Origin of the sequence: Rhodanobacter sp. DHB23, from assembly GCF_014842975.1 — a bacterium.
Lineage (GTDB): Bacteria > Pseudomonadota > Gammaproteobacteria > Xanthomonadales > Rhodanobacteraceae > Rhodanobacter_A.
In genome coordinates, this window is sequence record NZ_JACYXK010000016.1 from 23020 (window position 1) to 40460 (window position 17441).

A 17441-nucleotide genomic window follows, 5' to 3' on the forward strand; every position below is an offset into this window, starting at 1 on the left:
TTGGCTCCGACAAATCAGGCACGTTGTGCCTGATTTGCGTGCGATCCATCCATGGATCGCATTCCTGACCCGGAGAACATTTCAAATGAGCCTGATGGTCCACCATGACGCCGAGCTCGACTGCCTCACCCTGCAGCTGGGCGAGCGCTTCGACTTCAGCATCCATCGCGACTTCCACGACGCCTGCCTCGGCGACGGCAAGCGCGCGCGCAGCTACGTGATCGACCTGGGCGAGGTCACCGGCATGGACAGCTCCGCGCTCGGCATGCTGCTGCTGCTGCGCGAGCACGCCGGCGCCGACCGCGCCGACATCCGCATCGTCAATGCCTCGGGCGAGCTGCGCAGCACCCTGCGCGTCGCCGGCTTCGACAAGTTGTTCGTGCTGCACTGAACGCAGGCGCGCCTGCACGCGGGTGCGCCCGCTGATGCGGTCGTTAAAGTTTTCCAGGGGCGGCCGATACAGGGGCATAGCGTTTTCCCCTCAGTCCCCCTGGAGTTTTTCATGAAAGCTTTTGTCGTCGCCGCTGCCCTGCTGCTGGCCCCGTTGGCTGCCCATGCCGCTTGCTCGGCCACCGACTTCGCGATCAAGGACTTCAAGCCGGTGCCCGCGGGCTCCCGCATGAGCCTGCGCGGCACGCTGGTCAACAACTGCGCCACGGCCGCTGCCGCGCAGATCCGCATCGACGGCAAGGATGAGACGGGCAAGGTGCTGCAGACCAAGCAGGCGTGGCCGGCGGGCACCTCCAACATCGCTCCCGGCGATTCGGTGAACTTCGACCTGGGCCGCATGTTCCGCCCCGATCCCCTGATGACCACGTTCACCGTCACCGTGGCGGACGTGCGCGCCTGGTAAGTCGCGGAACTTCCGCGGCGAAGGACGGCGGCGCGGCGGAAACGCCACGCCGCCGTTTTGTTGTCGGCGGCGGGCAGGCCGCAAGAGCCTGTTCATAGCCCCCCCGGCGCGGACCATGCGGGGACCTTGGGCAGGTTCTAAGCTTCGTGCGGCTTCCCGTGCATGAGGTGCCCCGTGGCAAAGCGATACATCCTGGCGCTGGACCAGGGCACCACCAGCACCCGGGCGATGCTGGTCGACGCGGCCGGCCGCGTGGCGGGCATGGCGCAGCGCGAGTTCGCCCAGGTCTATCCGCAGCCAGGCTGGGTGGAGCACGACCCGCGCGAGATCCTCGCCAGCGTGCAGGCCACCGTGGCCGAGCTGCTCACGCGCCTGCAGGTCGAGCCGGGCGACCTGGCCGGCATCGGCATCGCCAACCAGCGCGAGACCACGGTGGTATGGGACCGCCACAGCGGCCAGCCGATCCACAACGCCATCGTGTGGCAGTCGCGGCAGAGCGTGGCCATCTGCGAACGGCTGCAGGCGGACGGCTGCACGCCCATGGTGCAGGCCAGGACCGGCCTGCTGATCGACGCGTATTTCTCCGCCAGCAAGATCCGCTGGCTGCTCGACCATGTCGAGGGCGCCCAGGCGCGCGCCGAGCGCGGCGAGCTGCTGTTCGGCACGATGGAAAGCTGGCTGGTGTGGAACCTGACCGGCGGGCGCCTGCACGTCACCGACGCCAGCAATGCCGCGCGCACCCTGCTGTACGACATCCATCGTCGCGAATGGGACGACGGGCTGCTGCGCCTGTTCAAGGTGCCGCGCGCGATGCTGCCGCGGGTCTGCCCGTGCAGCGGGCATGTCGGCGACACTGATCCGGCGCGCTTCTTCGGCGCCGCGGTTGCCATCGGCGGCCTCGCCGGCGACCAGCAGGCGGCGTTGTTCGGCCAGGCCTGCTTCGAGCCCGGCATGGCGAAGAACACCTACGGCACCGGCTGCTTCATGCTGATGCACACGGGCGGGCAGGCGGTGCCGTCGCGCCATGGCCTGCTGACCACCATCGCGTGGGAGATCGACGGCAAGGTGGAATACGCGCTGGAGGGCAGCATCTTCGTCGCCGGCGCGGTGGTGCAGTGGCTGCGCGACGGCCTGCGCCTGCTCGAACGCGCCGCCGATTCGCAGGCGCTGGCCGAAGGCGTGGCCTCCAGCGACGGCGTCTACCTGGTGCCGGCCTTCGTGGGCCTGGGGGCGCCGTACTGGCGCAGCGAGGTGCGCGGCGCGATGTTCGGCATCACCCGCGGCACGCGCCGCGAGCACGTCGTGCGCGCGGCGCTGGAATCCATGGCCTACCAGTCGCGCGACGTGCTCGCGGCGATGGAGGCGGACGCGGGCATTCCGCTGAAGGAGTTGCGCGCCGACGGCGGCGCCAGCGCCAACGATTTCCTGGCGCAGTTCCAGAGCGACATGCTGGGCGTGCCGCTGCTGCGGCCCGGCGTGCAGGAAACCACGGCGCTGGGCGCGGCGTATCTCGCCGGACTGGCGCTGGGATTCTGGGAGGACCGCGCGCAGGTCGCGCGGCTGTGGCAGTTGGACCGCCGCTTCGAGCCGGGCATGCCCGTGGCGGAACGCGAGCGGCGCTATCGCGGCTGGCAGGCGGCGGTGCAGGCCGCCTGCGCCTTCACGCCGATGTAGGAGCGCCCCCTGTGCGCGATGGCCTTGTGCGCCGATCGAAGCGTCAGAGCTTTCGCGCACATGGTGCGCTCCTTACGGAAGGTCCTGGTCAGTCCAGCGAATAGCCGAACTGTTCCTTGAACTCGGCGGCGAACTGCGCGTAGTCGAAGTGCTGGTTCTGCGTGCCGGGATGCTCCACCTTCAGCGCGCCCATCAGCGAGGCCATGCGGCCCACGGTGGGCCAGTCCTTGCCGCGCATGATGCCGAAGATCAGGCCGGCGCGGTACGCGTCGCCGCAGCCGGTGGGGTCGACGACCTGGCGCTCGTGCGCCGGCGGGATCTCGTGCGTGGTGTCGCCAGCGTGGATCAGCGAGCCGCGCGGCCCCAGCGTGACGATGTAGGCCTTCACCCGGCTGGCGATCTCGCCGGCGCTCCAGCCGGTGCGCGTCTGCAGCAGCTGCGACTCGTAGTCGTTGACGATCACGTAGGTCGCCTTCCCGATCATCGCGCGGAACTCGTCGCCGCTGAACAGCGGCATCGCCTGGCCCGGGTCGAAGATGAAGGGCACGCCGCGCGCGGCGAACTCGTCGACGTGCTGCAGCATCGCCTCGCGGCCGTCGGGCGCCACGATGCCGAAGTCGATGTCGGGGATCTCGCGCACGTGGTTGTCGTGCGCGCTGGACATCGCGCCGGGGTGGAAGGCGGTGATCTGGTTGTTGTCCAGGTCGGTGGTGATGAAGCACTGCGGGGTGAACTGGTCGTCGAACACGCGCACGCAATCCAGCGGGATGCCGCACTTCTCCATGTGCGCGCGGTACGGCGCGAAATCCTGGCCCACCGCCGCCACCGGCAGCGGGTCGCCGCCCAGCAGCTTGAGGTTGTAGGCGATGTTGCCTGCGCAGCCGCCGAACTCGCGGCGCATCCGCGGCACCAGGAAGGACACATTCAGGATGTGCATCTGGTCGGGCAGGATGTGGTTCTTGAATTGATCCTGGAACACCATGATGGTGTCGTAGGCCAGCGATCCGCAGATGACGGCAGACATGGTTGCGTGATTGCCCCAAGCGTGGTGGAGGCTGCGCGAGGCGCGGCCGACGAACCCGGATCCGTGGATCCGGCCAAAGGTCCGCATCGTATCGTGAACGGGCGTTCATGGCGACTGCGCAAACCTGACGCGAAATCTCCGGAATGTGCGGAAAACGGCGATGTGGAAGGCTTTTTTAACGTCTTTCCGGTTGCGCCCGTGGGTGACGCTGACTAGACTGGTGAGCTTATTTTTTACTCAGGCCGGCGCGCGGCGGACCTCATGTTCAAGAAGTTTCGCGGAATCTTTTCCAACGACGTTTCGATCGACCTCGGCACCGCCAACACGCTGATCTACGTGCGCGGCCAGGGCATCGTGCTGAACGAGCCTTCGGTGGTGGCGGTGCGCCAGGACCGCGGCCCGGGCGGCCCGCGCGCGATCGCGGCGGTGGGCGGCGAAGCCAAGCGCATGCTGGGCCGCACACCGGGCAACATCGCCACCGTGCGCCCGATGAAGGACGGCGTGATCGCCGACTTCACCATGACCGAGGCGATGCTGCAGTACTTCATCAAGCGCGTGCACAAGTCGCGCCTGTTGCGCCCCAGCCCGCGCGTGCTGGTGTGCGTGCCCTGCGGCTCCACCCAGGTGGAGCGCCGCGCCATCAAGGAGTCGGCCGAAGGCGCCGGCGCCCGCGACGTGTTCCTGATCGAGGAGCCGATGGCCGCCGCGATCGGCGCCGGCATCCCGGTGCACGAGGCGCGCGGCGCGATGGTGCTGGACATCGGCGGCGGCACCTCGGAAGTGGCGGTGATCTCGCTCAACGGCATCGTCTACTCGCAGTCCGTGCGCGTGGGCGGCGACCGCTTCGACGAGGCCATCATCAACTACGTGCGCCGCAACCACGGCACCCTGATCGGCGAGTCCACCGCCGAGCGCATCAAGCTGGAGATCGGCTGCGCCTTCCCGCAGACCAACGTGAAGGAGATCGAGATCTCCGGCCGCAACCTCGCCGAGGGCGTGCCGCGCATGTTCACGATCAACTCCAACGAGATCCTCGAGGCGCTGCACGAGCCGCTGGCCGGCATCGTGGCCGCGGTGAAGTCGGCGCTGGAGCAGACCCCGCCGGAGCTGTGCTCCGACGTGGCCGAGCGCGGCATCGTGCTCACCGGCGGCGGCGCGCTGCTGCGCGACCTGGACCGCCTGATCTCCGAGGAGACCGGCCTGCACGTGCAGGTGGCGGACGACCCGCTCACCTGCGTGGCGCGCGGCGGCGGCAAGGCGCTGGAGCTGATCGACCAGCACGGCAGCGATTTCTTCGCCCCAGAGTGAGGTTGACTCGTCGTGGCGCGTCCGCGCGATGAGTCCTCGCCCCTGTTCGCCGGCAACGCCGCAGGCACCCTGCGGCTGATCGTCTACCTGGCCCTGGCCCTGGTGCTGATGGTGCTCGACCACCGCAACGGCTGGCTGTGGCGTGTGCGCAGCATGGCCTCGATGGTGGTGGAGCCGATGTACCGCCTGGCCGACCTGCCCAGCGCCGGCATGCGCACGCTCAGCGTGGCGTTCGCCGACCGCAAACGGCTCACCGAGCAGAACCAGCGCCTGCGCGAGGACCTGCTGCTGGCCAACGCGCGGCTCAACCGCATGGCCGGCGTGGCCGAGCAGAACCAGCACCTCAAGGAACTGCTGGACACCCAGCGCAGCCTCGACATCAACGTGCAGCTGGCGCGCGTGGTCGGCGTGGACCTGGGCGCCTGGCAGCAGCGGCTGGTGCTGAACCTCGGGGCGCGCGACGGCGTGAAGCCGGGCCAGCCGGTGATCGACGCGCACGGCGTGATGGGGCAGGTGGTCGAGGTGCTGCCGCGGACCTCGGTGGTGATGCTGGTGACCGATCCGGCGCACGCGATCCCGGTGGTGGTGGACCGTTCCGGCCTGCGCACCGTGGCCTATGGCGCCCGCGACGGCAGCGGCCTGGTGCTGCCCAACATCCCGCTGGCCGCCGACGTGCAGCCGGGCGACCGGTTGCTCACCTCCGGCCTGGGCGGGCGCTTCCCGCCGGGCTTCCCGGTGGGCAAGGTGGTGGCGGTGGCGCCGGGCGTTTCCGGCATGTTCCGGGTGGCACAGGTGCAGCCGGCGGCCGACATCGACCGCAGCGAGGACGTGCTGCTGCTGCACGACCAGGCCGAACCCGACGGCCCGCCCGTGCCGGTGGTTCCGGCCGGTCCGCCCGCCACGCTGGCGCCCGCGCCGGGTGCGGCGAACGGCGGCGCGCCCACGGCGGCGGCCTCCGCGAGCGCCGTGCGGCCGACCCTGCCGCGCGCCACTGCCAACCTGCCGGCCGCGGCCTCCGCCACCGCGCCTGCCGCGGCCGGGAGCACGCGATGAACCGCCAGCGCCTGTCCGCCTGGTGGTTCGCCGGCACGTTGCTGTTCGCGCTGCTCTCGATGCTGGTGCCGCTGCCGGCGCCGCTGGAGCCGTTCAAGCCGTACTGGCCCGCGTTGGTGCTGCTGTACTGGACGCTGGAGTCGGAGGACCGGGTCAGCCTGGGCCTGGCCTTCGTGCTCGGCCTGGGCGCCGACCTGTTCGATGGCGTGCTGCTGGGCGAGCAGGCGCTGCGCCTGTGCGCGCTGGTGTTCATCGTGCTGCGCTTCCGCTCGCGGCTGCGCTTCTTCCCGATGTGGCAGCAGGCGCTGGCGGTGCTGGCGCTGCTGGTGAACGACCGCATCCTGCTGCTGGTGGTGCGCCTGCTGTCCGGTGCGACGATGCCGCCGGCCAGCTGGTGGATCGCCCCGTTCGTGGGCGCCGCGCTGTGGCCGTTCCTGTTCCTGCTGCTGGACGACCTGCGCATGCGCTTGCGCCTGCAGTGAGCATGCGATGAAGCTGCGGCGCGCGATCAAGGATTCACGCAGCGAACTCGAGCTGTTCCGCCGCCGTGCGCTGGCGGGCTTCGCGCTGATCCTGCTGGGCCTCGCCGGCCTGGTGGTCCGTTACGCGACCCTGCAGGTGTCGCGCTACGACGAATTCGCCGCGCGTTCGGAGAACAATCGCGTCAAGCCCATCGCGATCCCGCCCGCGCGCGGCCTGATCTTCGACCGCAACGGCGTGCTGCTGGCCAACAACGTGCCCGCGTTCCGGCTCGAGGTGGTGCCCGAGCAGGTGACCGACATGCAGGCCATGCTGGAACGGCTCGGCCAGGTCATCCCGCTCGGCCAGGACGACCTCGACGCCTTCCGCAAGCAGCTCAAACAGAGCCGCCGCTTCGAGAGCGTGCCGCTGAAGATGCGCCTCAGCGAGGACGAGATCGACCGCTTCGCGGTGAACCGCTGGCGCTTCCCCGGCGTGGACGTGGTGCCTTACCAGAACCGCCGCTATCCGCTGGGCGAACTGTTCGCGCACGTGATCGGCTACGTCGCGCGCATCGACGCGGACGACCTCGACCGGCTCGACCCGGCGAGCTACAAGGGCACCACCCATGTGGGCCGCATCGGCGTCGAGCGCTCCTACGAGGACATGCTGCACGGCACGCCGGGTTACGAACTGGTGGAAGTGAACGCGGACGGCCGCACCCAGCGCGTGTTGCAGACGCATCCGGCCATCGCCGGCAAGAACATCTACCTCAGCATCGACGCGCGCATCCAGAAGGCCGCCGAGCAGGCGCTGGCTGGCCAGGTCGGTTCGGCGGTGGCGATCGATCCGCGCAACGGACAGGTGCTGGCGATGGTCAGCGTGCCGAGCTTCGATCCCAACCTGTTCGTCGATGGCATCAGCCAAGTCGATTACCGCAGCTTGAACACCGCGCCGGACAAGCCGCTGCTCAACCGCGCCCTGCGCGGCGTGTACCCGCCCGGCTCCACGGTGAAACCCTTCCTGGCGCTGGGCGGCCTGGAACTGGGCCTGCGCACGCCGGCGGACAGCGTGCTTTCCACCGGCACGTTCTGCGTCCCCGGCACCACGTTCTGCCGGCGCGACGACCGCCGCGGCGGCTTCGGCACGGTGAACCTGCGCATGGCCATCATGTGGTCGGTGAACACCTACTTCTACAAGCTCGCGCTGGACATGGGCATCGACCGCTACGACGACTGGATGAGCCGCTTCGGCTTCGGCCAGCCCAGCGGCATCGACCTCAACGGCGAATCCAGCGGCATCCTGCCTTCGCGCGCATGGAAGACCAGGCGTTACAAGACGCCGTGGTTCCCCGGCGAAACCATCATCGCGGGCATCGGGCAGGGCTACTGGACGGTGACGCCGATGCAGCTGGCGCACGCCTTGTCCATCCTCGCCGGGCACGGCGTGCCGTACGCGCCGCGGCTGGTGATGGCCACGCAGACCGACGTGGATGCGCCGAAGCAGCCGCTGCCCAATCCGCCCAGCGGCCCCTCCGTCATCAAGAGTCCCGCCGACTGGCAGGCCGTGGTGGACGGCATGCAGATGGTGGTGAACGACCCGCGCGGCACCGGCTACGGGCTGGGCAAGGGCTTCCCGTACACCATCGCCGGCAAGAGCGGCACCGCCGAGATCTACTCGCGCCACACCGACGCGTACAACGAGAACACCAACCTCGCCTACCTCGCCAGCCGCCATCGCGCGTGGTTCGAGATGTTCGCGCCGGCGGAGGAGCCGCGCATCGCGGTGGTGGTGTCGCTGGAGAATGGCGCCTGGGGCGCCTCGTCGGCCGGCCCCATCGCGCGCAAGATCCTCGACGCGTGGCTGGCCACCCAGCCGGACGCGCCGCCGGACACGCCGCTGCAGCCGGGCAGCCTGTCCTCCCCCGATGTGGTGTCGAGGGCGCCGCCGAACGCGCCGGCATCAGGCGCGTCGGCGCCCGACGCGGCGACGGATGCAACGCCGGACGCGCCGCAGGACGAACCCGCGAACGCGTCGTCGCAGGAGAACCCGCCATGATCGAGATGCTGCATGTGCGGATGAAGCGCCTGCTGCGCCGCGTGCTGACGCGGCCGCGCATCGACCTGCCGCTGGCGGCGGGCCTGCTGCTGCTGGCGGTGGCGGGACTCTGCACGCTCTACAGCGCGGCCGCCGGCGATGGCGGCACGACCAGCGGTCAGGTGGTCGGGCAGGCCATGCGCTTCGTGCTGGGTTTCGTGCTGATGCTGCTGATCTCGCGCATCCCGCCCTCGGTCCTGCGCAACTGGACGCCGTGGCTCTACGCCGGCAGCACCCTGCTGCTGGTGGTGGTGTCGGTGCTGGGCGAGGGCCGCGGCGCCGACCGCTGGCTGAACCTCGGCGTGATGCGCTTCCAGCCGTCCGAACTGGCCAAGCTCACCATGCCGATGATGGTGGCGTGGTACCTGCACCCGCGCCAGTTGCCGCCGCGCTGGAAGGACATCGCGATGGTCGGCGTGCTGATCGCGGTTCCCGCCTACCTGATCGGCAAGCAGCCGGACCTGGGGACGGCCCTGCTGGTGGCGGCGGCCGGCAGCTTCGCGCTGTTCCTCTCGGGCATGGCGTGGTGGCGCATCGGCCTGCTGCTGGCGGCCGCGGCCGGCATGGCGCCGGTCGCCTGGCACTTCATGCACGGGTACCAGCGCGGCCGCATCCTCACCATGCTCAACCCGGAATCCGACCCGCTCGGCAACGGCTGGCACATCATCCAGTCGCAGATCGCGGTGGGTTCCGGCGGCGCGTTCGGCAAGGGCTGGATGCACAGCTCGCAGGCGCAGCTGGATTTCCTGCCCGAGCACACCACCGACTTCATCTTCGCGGTGTTCTCCGAGGAGTTCGGCCTGCTCGGCGTGTGCCTGATGATGGTGCTGTACGCCTTCATCATCGGCCGCTGCCTGTGGATCGCGATGGAGGCGCGCGAGACCTACTCGCGCCTGCTCGCCGGCGCGATCGGCATGAGCCTGTTCGTCTACGTGTTCGTCAATGGCGGCATGGTCTCCGGCATGCTGCCGGTGGTCGGCGTGCCGATGCCGATGGTGAGCTACGGCGGCACCTCGGCGGTAACCCTGCTGGTGGGCTTCGGCATGCTGATGTCGATCCATGCGCACCGCAAAAGGCACGACTGAATCGCCGCCCACGCGTTTTCGCTTTTCCGTAAGATCGGGCTCGATCGTGAGCCGTTCGGCGGTGAATCATTGAGCCGGGTGAATCGCCCTTCACCGTTGTGCCATGCCGTGCCCGGGCTGGGCGCAGGTGCATGCTAGGCTTGCGGCGACTGCATACCTTGTGAGCCTTGCCGCTTCATGATCCCTGTTTTCGCATCGCGCTCGATTCGCCCCATCATCGCGGCGCTGGGCTTGTTCCTGTTGATGGCGGCCGTGCCGGTATTCGCCGAAACGCATCCCGGCCAGTCCGCGCTGGTGCAGGAGGTGGTGCGCGACACCGGCAAGGATCCGGCCATGCTCAACGCGCTGCTCGACCAGGCGCAGATGCAGCAGAGCATCCTCGACGCGATGAACCGGCCGGCGGAGTCCAAGCCGTGGAGCGCGTACCGGCCGATCTTCCTCACCCAGAAGCGCATCGACGACGGTGTGGCGTTCTATCGCGCGAACCGCGCCTTGCTGGAGCGCATCGGCCGGCAGTACGGCGTGGAGCCGCAGTACCTCGTGGCGATCATCGGCGTGGAGACGTTCTACGGGCGCATCACCGGCAAGTACAAGGTGCTCGATGCGCTGGTGACGCTGGGTTTCTACTACCCGAAGCGCGCGCCCTATTTCCGTCAGCAGCTGAAGACCTTGCTGGAGCTGCCGGACAACCACCTCGCCGGCCCGCTGGACACGCTCACCGGCTCCTATGCCGGCGCGCAGGGCTGGGGCCAATTCATGCCCGACAGCATCCGCGACTTCGCGGTGGACGAGGACGGCGACGGCCGCATCGACCTGCAGAATTCGCTGCCCGACATCCTCGCCAGCGTGGCGAACTACTTCGCCAGGCACGGCTGGATCGCCGGCGGCCCGGTGGCGGCGCGCGCGCAGCCGGATGGCGCGGCCAGGCCGCTGGGCGACTGGCAGGCGAAGCCGCAGTGGCCGCTGGAGCAATTGGAAGCCTGGGGCTATGCGCCGCTCCAGCACCTGGACCCGGGCGAGCCGACCAGCCTGCTGACGCTGGCCGGCGCGGGCGGGCCGGAGACGTGGTTCACCTTCAACAATTTCCAGGTGATCACCACCTACAACCGCAGCCCGATGTACGCGATGGCGGTGGACCAGCTGGCGCAGGCGATCATGGATGGCGTGCACGACGCGGACAACGCGGGCAGCGCGCAATGAGGTTGTGGCACGGCCTGTCGTTGCCGGCGGCGGTGCTGATCCTGACGGCTTGCGGCGGCCGGCCGGCCACGCGGCCGGTGACGTCGCCGACAGCGACATCAACATCGACGACTGGCGGCACGGCGTCGTCGTCCGGCACCGCCGCGCATCGCGGCTGGTTCCATCGCGGCGACGACACCAGCCTGCCGCAGGACCAGCGCTACGGCGACAGCAACGACAGTTCGCCCACCGGGGCGCCGCCGGCCTTCATCTACAGCCTGCCCGAGCCGGTGCCGCAGGCGGAACCGCGCTCGCGGTACGGCAACATCTCGCCCTACACCGTGCTGGGGCAGAGCTACAGCGTGCTGTCCAGCGCGCGCGGCTACGACGAGCGCGGCATCGCCTCGTTCTACGGCAACAAGTTCCACGGCTACAAGACCTCCAGCCTGGAGGACTACGACATGTACAAGTTCACCGCCGCCAGCAAGGTGCTGCCGCTGCCGAGCTACGCGCGGGTGACCAACCTCGCCAACGGCAAGAGCGTGGTCGTGCGCATCAACGACCGCGGGCCGTTCCACGAGAACCGCATCATCGACCTGTCCTATGCCGCCGCGGTGCGCATCGGAGTCTGGCCCAAGGGGACGGGGCTGGTCGAGGTGCAGGGCATCGATCCGGCCGCGCCGGGGCAGGAACCACCGCCGCCCGCGCCGGTCACAAGCCAGGGCGGGTCGCCGGGCATCTACCTGCAGGTGGGCGCGTTCTCCGATCCGGCCAACGCCGAGCGGGTGGCCGCGCAACTACGCCAGGCCAATTTTGCGCCGGTACAGCTTGAACAGGTTCAGATCAACGACCGCACCATCCATCGCGTGCGCGTGGGGCCGCTGGACAGCGTGGATCGCGCTGACGACGTGACCAACCGCATCGAGGGCATGGGGCTGCCGCGGCCGAAGGTCGCGGTAAACTGACGCACTTTCCATCGACGGTGCCCGCGGGCGCCGTCCAGCAACCTCCGGAACACGATCACGATGAGTTTCCTCCGCCGCATCCTGACCCCGCTGGCCGCCACCGCGCTGGTGGCTGGCGTCGCCGTCGCCCAGACGCCGCCGCACCCGACGACCCCGCCGCATCCCAGCGGCGTGCCCAGTCCCGTGGTGGCGCCGATGCCGGTGCCGCCGCCGCCGGACGTGGATGCGCAGAGCTGGGTGCTGATGGACTACGCCACCGGCCAGATCCTCGCCTCGAAGAACCCCGACGACCGCCGCGCGCCGGCCTCGCTGACCAAGGTGATGACCGATTACGTGGTCTCCGCCGAGATCGCCAACGGGCGCGTGCACCCGAACGACACCGTGACCATCAGCGAGCACGCCTGGCGTTCCGGCGGCGCCGGCACCGACGGCTCCACCAGCTTCCTGAAGCTCAACAGCCAGGTGCCGCTGGAGGACCTGCTCAAGGGCATGATCGTGCAGTCCGGCAACGACGCGGCGATCGCGCTGGCCGAGCACACCGCCGGTTCCGAGGACGCGTTCGCCAACCTGATGAACGCCTACGCCAGGCAGCTCGGCATGGTGAACACGCATTACGCGAATGCGTCGGGCTACCCGGTGGACGACCACTATTCCACCGCGCACGACATCGCGACCCTTTCGCGCGCGCTGATCCATGATTTCCCCACCGACTACGCGATCTCCGCGATCAAGGAGTACGAGTGGAACGGCATCAAGCAGCAGAACCGCAACGAACTGCTGTGGCGCGACGCCACCGTGGACGGCATCAAGACCGGCCACACCGCCGCCGCCGGCTTCTGCCTCGATGCCTCGGCCAAGCGCGGCGACGAGCGCATGATCGCGGTGGTGCTCGGTTCCAGCACCAACAAGGGCCGCGCCGACGCGGCGATGGCGCTGCTCAACTACGGCTTCCGTTTCTACGAGACGCACAAGCTGTACGACGCCGGCAAGCCGCTGGTCAGCCCGCGCCTGTGGAAGGGACAGGCCAACACGCTGCCGCTGGGCGTGGCCGACGACGTGCTGGTGACGGTGAAGACCGGCCAGTACGACCAGCTCAAGGCCGCGATGGACATCCCCGCCATCCTGGTCGCGCCGTTCAAGAAGGGGCAGCAGGTGGGCACGCTGCGCATCACCATGGACGGCCAGCCGGTCCAGAACGTGCCGCTGGTCGCGCTGGACGATGCGCCGCAGGGCGGCTTCTTCTCGCGCCTGTGGGATTCGATCCTGCTGTGGTTCCACGGCAGCAAGAAGACCGACGCGGCCGCACCCGCGCCGGCCGCCGCAGCGAGCGCGAAGTGATGCACGAGATCGATTTCAGCCAGGCGAAGAAGGAAGGCAAGGGCTTCCATTTCCCCGGTGAGTTCGAGATCACCGCGGTGGGCAACGCCAGTGCCGGCCTGCCCACCCACGTGCCGCTGCTGCTCGAGCGGGCGGGCCTGCAGGTGCTGCACGAGACGGTGAAGCACCGCCATTCCGGCAGCGGCAACTACGTCTCGGTCACGGTGAGCTTCCGCTGCGACAACCGCGAGCAGTACGACAGCGCGCATGCCGTGCTGCGTGCGGATCCGGATATCCGTTACACGCTGTGAGAGCCGGGATTCGAGATACGGGATTCGGGATTCGCAAGAGCCGCGCCCCGGATCTCGTGGCAAATACGAATAACACGGCTCCCGTTCGAGAAAAACGCAAGGTAGCAAGCTGGCAGTGACCCCCGAATCCCGTATCCCGTATCCCGAATCCCGGCCCCTGGCCATCCGCCGCCTCGGCCGCCAGCCCTACGCGGCGACCTGGAAGGCGATGAGTGCGTTCACCGACAACCGCACCGCCGACACGGTGGACGAGTTCTGGCTGCTGGAGCACGACCCGGTGTTCACCCTGGGCCAGGCCGGCAAGATGGAGCACGTGCTGGCGCCCGGCGACATTCCGGTGGTCCCGGTGGACCGCGGCGGCCAGGTGACCTACCACGGCCCCGGCCAGATCGTGGGCTATCCGCTGATCGACCTGCGCCGCGCCGGGCTGGGGGTGCGCGAGCTGGTCAACAGGATCGAGCAGGCCATCATCGATACGCTGGCGCACTGGAACATCGTCGCCGAACGCCGCGAGGGCGCGCCGGGCGTCTACGTGGCCGAGGCCAAGGTGGCCGCGCTGGGCCTGCGCGTGCGCCGCGGCTGCAGCTTCCATGGGCTGGCCTTCAACGTGAACATGAACCTGGAACCGTTCCATCGCATCAACCCTTGCGGCTACAAGGGTTTGGCAGTGACGCAGGTGCTAGACTTGGGCGGCCCGTCGCGTTTGGCGGACGTGGAAGATGCGCTGGTGGAAGAGTTCTGCCGCCAGTTCGGTTTCCGCGCCGAACCGGCCGCTCCCGTCATCCCCGAACTCCCCGCACGCGAATCCGCATGAGCGACGCCTCCGCTTCACCCGTCAAGTCCATCCCGATCAGCGTCGTCAGCGGCGCGCCCGCGGGCGAAAAGCAACTCGGCAACGACAAGATCGCGCTGAACCGCGCCGGCTTCGACACCGGCACGCCGGTGCTGCGCAAGCCCAGCTGGATCCGCGTGCGCCTGCCGCAGGGCAACGCCGTGCAGCAGCTGAAGTCGCGCCTGCGCGAGAACTCGCTGGTGACGGTGTGCGAGGAAGCCTCGTGCCCGAACATCCACGAGTGCTTCAGCAAGGGCACCGCCACCTTCATGATCCTGGGCGAGGTGTGCACCCGCCGCTGCTCGTTCTGCGACGTGGCGCATGGCCGCCCGGCCGCGCCCGATCCGCTGGAGCCGGCGCGCCTGGCCGAGACCATCGCCGACATGCGCCTGAAGTACGTGGTGATCACCTCGGTGGACCGCGACGACCTGCGCGACGGCGGCGCCGAGCATTTCGCCGCCTGCATCCGCGCCACGCGCCACGCCAGCCCGAACATCAAGATCGAGATCCTCACGCCCGACTTCCGCGGCAAGGGCCGCATGGAGCGCGCGCTGGAAGTGCTCAAGGACTTCCCGCCGGACGTGTTCAACCACAACCTGGAAACCGTGCCGCACCTGTATCGCGAGGTGCGTCCGGGCGCCGACTACCAGTGGTCGCTGGACCTGCTCAAGCGCTTCAAGGCGCAGCATCCGGACGTGCCGACCAAGTCCGGCATCATGCTGGGCCTGGGCGAGACCATGGAGCAGGTGCTGGAGACCATGCGCGACCTGCGCGCGCACGACGTGGAAATGATCACCATCGGCCAGTACCTGCAGCCCACGCCGCACCACCACCCGGTGATGCGCTACTGGACACCCGAGGAATTCGAGGACCTGCGCAAGGAGGGCGAGGCGATGGGCTTCCATCACGTCGCCTCCGGTCCGCTGGTGCGTTCGTCCTACCACGCCGACCTGCAGGCCCACGCGGCCGGCGTCACCGAACTTTGAGAACCCCCATGACCTTTCGTCCCGCGCTGGCCCTGCTGCTGGGCTTGACCGTCGTCACCTGCGCGTCCGCGCAATCCGCCGCCGACCTCGGCGCCGGCAGCCATCGCAAGGCGGCCACGTGGCCGCTCAAGCCCGATGCGACGCAGGCGCAGGCGGCGCAGCTGTCCGCGCGCTTCCTCACCCGCTTCCACTACGACGCGCAGCCGCTGGACGACGCGATGTCGCAGAAGATCTACAAGGCGTACATCAAGCTGCTGGACCCGGACAAGGTGTTCTTCACCAAGCAGGACATGGACCAGCTCGCGCCGGACCAGACCAAGCTGGACGACGCGATCTGGAACCAGGACCTCTCGGTCCCGTTCGACATCTACAACAAGTTCCTGCAGCGCGCCGTGCAGCGCATGAGCTACGCGCGCGACCTGCTCAAGGGCAGCTTCGATTTCAACGGCGACGAGAGCTACCAGTACGACCGCAAGGACGCCGGCTGGGCGAAGGACGACGCGGCGCTGGACGACCTGTGGCGCAAGCGCACCATGAACGACTGGCTGCGCCTCAAGCTCGCCGGCAAGGGTGACGACGACATCCGCAAGACGCTGACGAAGCGCTACAACAACTACATCGAGCGCGTGAAGCAGCTGGACAGCGAAGACGCCTTCCAGGCCTTCATGACCGCCTACGCCAACACCACCGATCCGCACACCGACTACCTCAGCCCGCGCGCGGCCGAGGACTTCGCGATCCAGATGAAGCTGTCGCTGGAAGGCATCGGCGCGCAGCTGCAGTCGCGCGACGATTACACCATCGTCTTCACCCTGATACCCGGCGGCCCGGCGGAGAAGTCCGGCAAGCTCAAGCCCGGCGACCGCATCCTCGGCGTGGGCCAGGGCGACAGCGGGCCGTTCACCGACGTGATCGGCTGGCGCATCGACGACGTGGTCAACCTGATCCGCGGCAAGAAGGACACCACGGTGCGGCTGGAGATCCTGCCCGCCGACGCCGGTCCCGACGGCAAGCACGAGGTGATCAGCCTGGTGCGCAAGAAGGTCAACATCGAGGAGAGCGCGGCCAAGAAGAAGATCATCGACGTCAAGGACGGCGACGTCGTGCGCAAGATCGGCGTGATCGACCTGCCGAGCTTCTACTCCGACTTCGGCGCGCGCAGCGAAGGCGACAAGGACTTCCGCAGCGCCACCCGCGACGTGGCCAAGCTGGTCGGCGAACTGAAGACGGCCGGCGTGCAGGGCATCATCGTGGACCTGCGCAGCAACGGCGGCGGCTCGCTGGCCGAGGCCGATTCGATGACCGGCCTGTTCACCGGCAAGGGCCCGGTGGTGCAGGTGCGCGACGCGCGCGGCCAGGTGGACGTGCAGGGCGCGGACAACGCCACGCCGCTGTGGGACGGCCCGCTGGCGGTGATGGTGAACCGCGGCACGGCCTCGGCCTCGGAGATCTTCTCCGCGGCGATCCAGGACTACGGCCGCGGCCTGATCATCGGCACGCCCAGCTTCGGCAAGGGCACCGTGCAGACCCTGATCGACCTCGACCGCTTCAGCCAGAACCCCGACGGCAAGCCGCAGTACGGCGAGCTGAAGATGACCGTGCAGGAGTTCTTCCGCATCAACGGCGGCTCCACCCAGATCAAGGGCGTGACGCCGGACATCAGCTTCCCGGGCAACGGCGACGCCAAGGACTTCGGCGAGTCCACCTACGACAACGCGCTGCCGTGGACGCACATCGCGCCGGCCGACTACAAGACCGAGGGCGACGTGAAGGCCTACGTGCAGCAGCTGGACAGCCTGCACGACGCACGCGTGGCGACGTCGCCGGCGTGGAAGCTGATGCTGGACCAGCTGGCGCAGTACAAGACCATGCGCGACCAGACCTCGGTGTCGCTGAACTTCGCCAAGCGCGAGGCCGAGCGCAAGCAGCAGGATGCGATGCAGGCCAGCTTCCGCGAGCGCCAGAAGGCGATCGACGGCAGCGACGCCTACCTCAAGGACGAGGACAGCGCGCTGGACGACGGCCTCGACCCCAGCGAGCGCAGCCTGAAGACCGAGCTGCAGCAGCAGAAGGACGCCAAGGACGCGCCCGATGCCCAACTGCGCGAGGCCGCGCACATCGTGTCCGACGAAGTCGACCTGCTGAAGGCCGATCCCAAGGCGGCCGCCGTGATCCTGCCTCCCGGCAGTGATTACCTGGCCCAGCTGGCTGCGACGTCCGCGCAGAAGCCGGCCGCCGCAGCCGCCTCGGCCAAGCCCGCTGCAGCGGCATCCGCCACCGCGGCGCATTGAGGCCACC

General features: G+C 68.9%; 16 protein-coding genes. 15 read left to right on the top strand and 1 reads right to left on the bottom strand.

Annotated features, from left to right (window positions below):
* Window positions 1-91 precede the first annotated feature (91 nt).
* From IHE47_RS01290 to glpK, 3 genes are all read left to right on the top strand, one after another.
* A complete protein-coding gene (locus tag IHE47_RS01290; protein ID WP_192103544.1) occupies window positions 92-391 on the top strand; it encodes an STAS domain-containing protein in 300 nt (99 codons plus the stop codon).
* Window positions 392-502: 111 nt separating this feature from the next.
* Window positions 503-853 (top strand): hypothetical protein, encoded by a 351-nt coding sequence (locus IHE47_RS01295; protein ID WP_192103423.1) that lies wholly within the window; start codon window positions 503-505, stop codon window positions 851-853.
* Window positions 854-1027: 174 nt separating this feature from the next.
* Window positions 1028-2527: a glycerol kinase GlpK gene (gene glpK, locus IHE47_RS01300; protein WP_192103425.1), complete on the top strand. Its 1500-nt coding sequence runs from the start codon at window positions 1028-1030 to the stop codon at window positions 2525-2527.
* Between the two features lie 88 nt (window positions 2528-2615).
* Here glpK and IHE47_RS01305 read toward each other — a convergent pair whose 3' ends face one another.
* Window positions 2616-3551, bottom strand: coding sequence for a carbohydrate kinase family protein (locus IHE47_RS01305; protein WP_192103427.1), 936 nt, complete (start codon window positions 3549-3551; stop codon window positions 2616-2618).
* Window positions 3552-3812: 261 nt separating this feature from the next.
* Here IHE47_RS01305 and IHE47_RS01310 point away from each other — a divergent pair, with 261 nt between their 5' ends.
* From IHE47_RS01310 to IHE47_RS01365, 12 genes are all read left to right on the top strand, one after another.
* Complete coding sequence (locus tag IHE47_RS01310; protein WP_192103429.1) at window positions 3813-4859, top strand: rod shape-determining protein; 1047 nt, start codon at window positions 3813-3815, stop codon at window positions 4857-4859.
* 12 nt (window positions 4860-4871) lie between these two features.
* Window positions 4872-5912, top strand: a complete 1041-nt coding sequence (mreC, locus tag IHE47_RS01315; RefSeq protein WP_192103431.1) for a rod shape-determining protein MreC — start codon at window positions 4872-4874, stop codon at window positions 5910-5912.
* On the top strand, window positions 5909-6394 hold the full coding sequence (gene mreD, locus IHE47_RS01320; protein ID WP_192103433.1) for a rod shape-determining protein MreD: 486 nt from the start codon (window positions 5909-5911) through the stop codon (window positions 6392-6394). The genes mreC and mreD overlap by 4 nt, the downstream gene beginning before the upstream one ends.
* Before the next feature lie 7 nt (window positions 6395-6401).
* Complete coding sequence (gene mrdA, locus IHE47_RS01325; protein WP_192103435.1) at window positions 6402-8429, top strand: penicillin-binding protein 2; 2028 nt, start codon at window positions 6402-6404, stop codon at window positions 8427-8429.
* Complete coding sequence (gene rodA, locus IHE47_RS01330; protein ID WP_192103437.1) at window positions 8426-9553, top strand: rod shape-determining protein RodA; 1128 nt, start codon at window positions 8426-8428, stop codon at window positions 9551-9553. Before mrdA ends, rodA begins: the two co-directional genes overlap by 4 nt.
* Window positions 9554-9730: 177 nt before the next feature.
* A complete protein-coding gene (mltB, locus tag IHE47_RS01335) occupies window positions 9731-10753 on the top strand; it encodes a lytic murein transglycosylase B (RefSeq protein ID WP_192103439.1) in 1023 nt (340 codons plus the stop codon).
* The gene (locus tag IHE47_RS01340; RefSeq protein ID WP_192103441.1) at window positions 10750-11697 is read left to right on the top strand and encodes a septal ring lytic transglycosylase RlpA family protein; all 948 of its coding nucleotides are present in this window, start codon (window positions 10750-10752) and stop codon (window positions 11695-11697) included. Before mltB ends, IHE47_RS01340 begins: the two co-directional genes overlap by 4 nt.
* Window positions 11698-11757: 60 nt before the next feature.
* Complete coding sequence (locus IHE47_RS01345) at window positions 11758-13035, top strand: D-alanyl-D-alanine carboxypeptidase family protein (RefSeq protein ID WP_192103443.1); 1278 nt, start codon at window positions 11758-11760, stop codon at window positions 13033-13035.
* On the top strand, window positions 13035-13325 hold the full coding sequence (locus tag IHE47_RS01350; protein WP_192103445.1) for a DUF493 family protein: 291 nt from the start codon (window positions 13035-13037) through the stop codon (window positions 13323-13325). The genes IHE47_RS01345 and IHE47_RS01350 overlap by 1 nt, the downstream gene beginning before the upstream one ends.
* 115 nt (window positions 13326-13440) lie before the next feature.
* Window positions 13441-14139, top strand: coding sequence for a lipoyl(octanoyl) transferase LipB (gene lipB, locus IHE47_RS01355; protein WP_343227419.1), 699 nt, complete (start codon window positions 13441-13443; stop codon window positions 14137-14139).
* Window positions 14136-15143, top strand: coding sequence for a lipoyl synthase (lipA, locus tag IHE47_RS01360; protein ID WP_192103447.1), 1008 nt, complete (start codon window positions 14136-14138; stop codon window positions 15141-15143). The genes lipB and lipA overlap by 4 nt, the downstream gene beginning before the upstream one ends.
* 8 nt (window positions 15144-15151) lie before the next feature.
* On the top strand, window positions 15152-17434 hold the full coding sequence (locus IHE47_RS01365) for a carboxy terminal-processing peptidase (protein ID WP_192103449.1): 2283 nt from the start codon (window positions 15152-15154) through the stop codon (window positions 17432-17434).
* Window positions 17435-17441: the final 7 nt, after the last annotated feature.

What these genes read in the sequence shown, in the direction of transcription:
- mreD (WP_192103433.1), top strand. Translation starts at nt 5,909, where the DNA reads ATGAACCGCCAGCGCCTGTCCGCCTGGTGGTTCGCCGGCACGTTGCTG.
- IHE47_RS01310 (WP_192103429.1), top strand. Translation starts at nt 3,813, where the DNA reads ATGTTCAAGAAGTTTCGCGGAATCTTTTCCAACGACGTTTCGATCGAC.
- IHE47_RS01345 (WP_192103443.1), top strand. Translation starts at nt 11,758, where the DNA reads ATGAGTTTCCTCCGCCGCATCCTGACCCCGCTGGCCGCCACCGCGCTG.
- IHE47_RS01365 (WP_192103449.1), top strand. Translation starts at nt 15,152, where the DNA reads ATGACCTTTCGTCCCGCGCTGGCCCTGCTGCTGGGCTTGACCGTCGTC.
- lipA (WP_192103447.1), top strand. Translation starts at nt 14,136, where the DNA reads ATGAGCGACGCCTCCGCTTCACCCGTCAAGTCCATCCCGATCAGCGTC.
- IHE47_RS01340 (WP_192103441.1), top strand. Translation starts at nt 10,750, where the DNA reads ATGAGGTTGTGGCACGGCCTGTCGTTGCCGGCGGCGGTGCTGATCCTG.
- rodA (WP_192103437.1), top strand. Translation starts at nt 8,426, where the DNA reads ATGATCGAGATGCTGCATGTGCGGATGAAGCGCCTGCTGCGCCGCGTG.
- IHE47_RS01295 (WP_192103423.1), top strand. Translation starts at nt 503, where the DNA reads ATGAAAGCTTTTGTCGTCGCCGCTGCCCTGCTGCTGGCCCCGTTGGCT.
- IHE47_RS01305 (WP_192103427.1), bottom strand. Translation starts at nt 3,551, where the DNA reads ATGTCTGCCGTCATCTGCGGATCGCTGGCCTACGACACCATCATGGTG.
- IHE47_RS01350 (WP_192103445.1), top strand. Translation starts at nt 13,035, where the DNA reads ATGCACGAGATCGATTTCAGCCAGGCGAAGAAGGAAGGCAAGGGCTTC.
- mltB (WP_192103439.1), top strand. Translation starts at nt 9,731, where the DNA reads ATGATCCCTGTTTTCGCATCGCGCTCGATTCGCCCCATCATCGCGGCG.
- mrdA (WP_192103435.1), top strand. Translation starts at nt 6,402, where the DNA reads ATGAAGCTGCGGCGCGCGATCAAGGATTCACGCAGCGAACTCGAGCTG.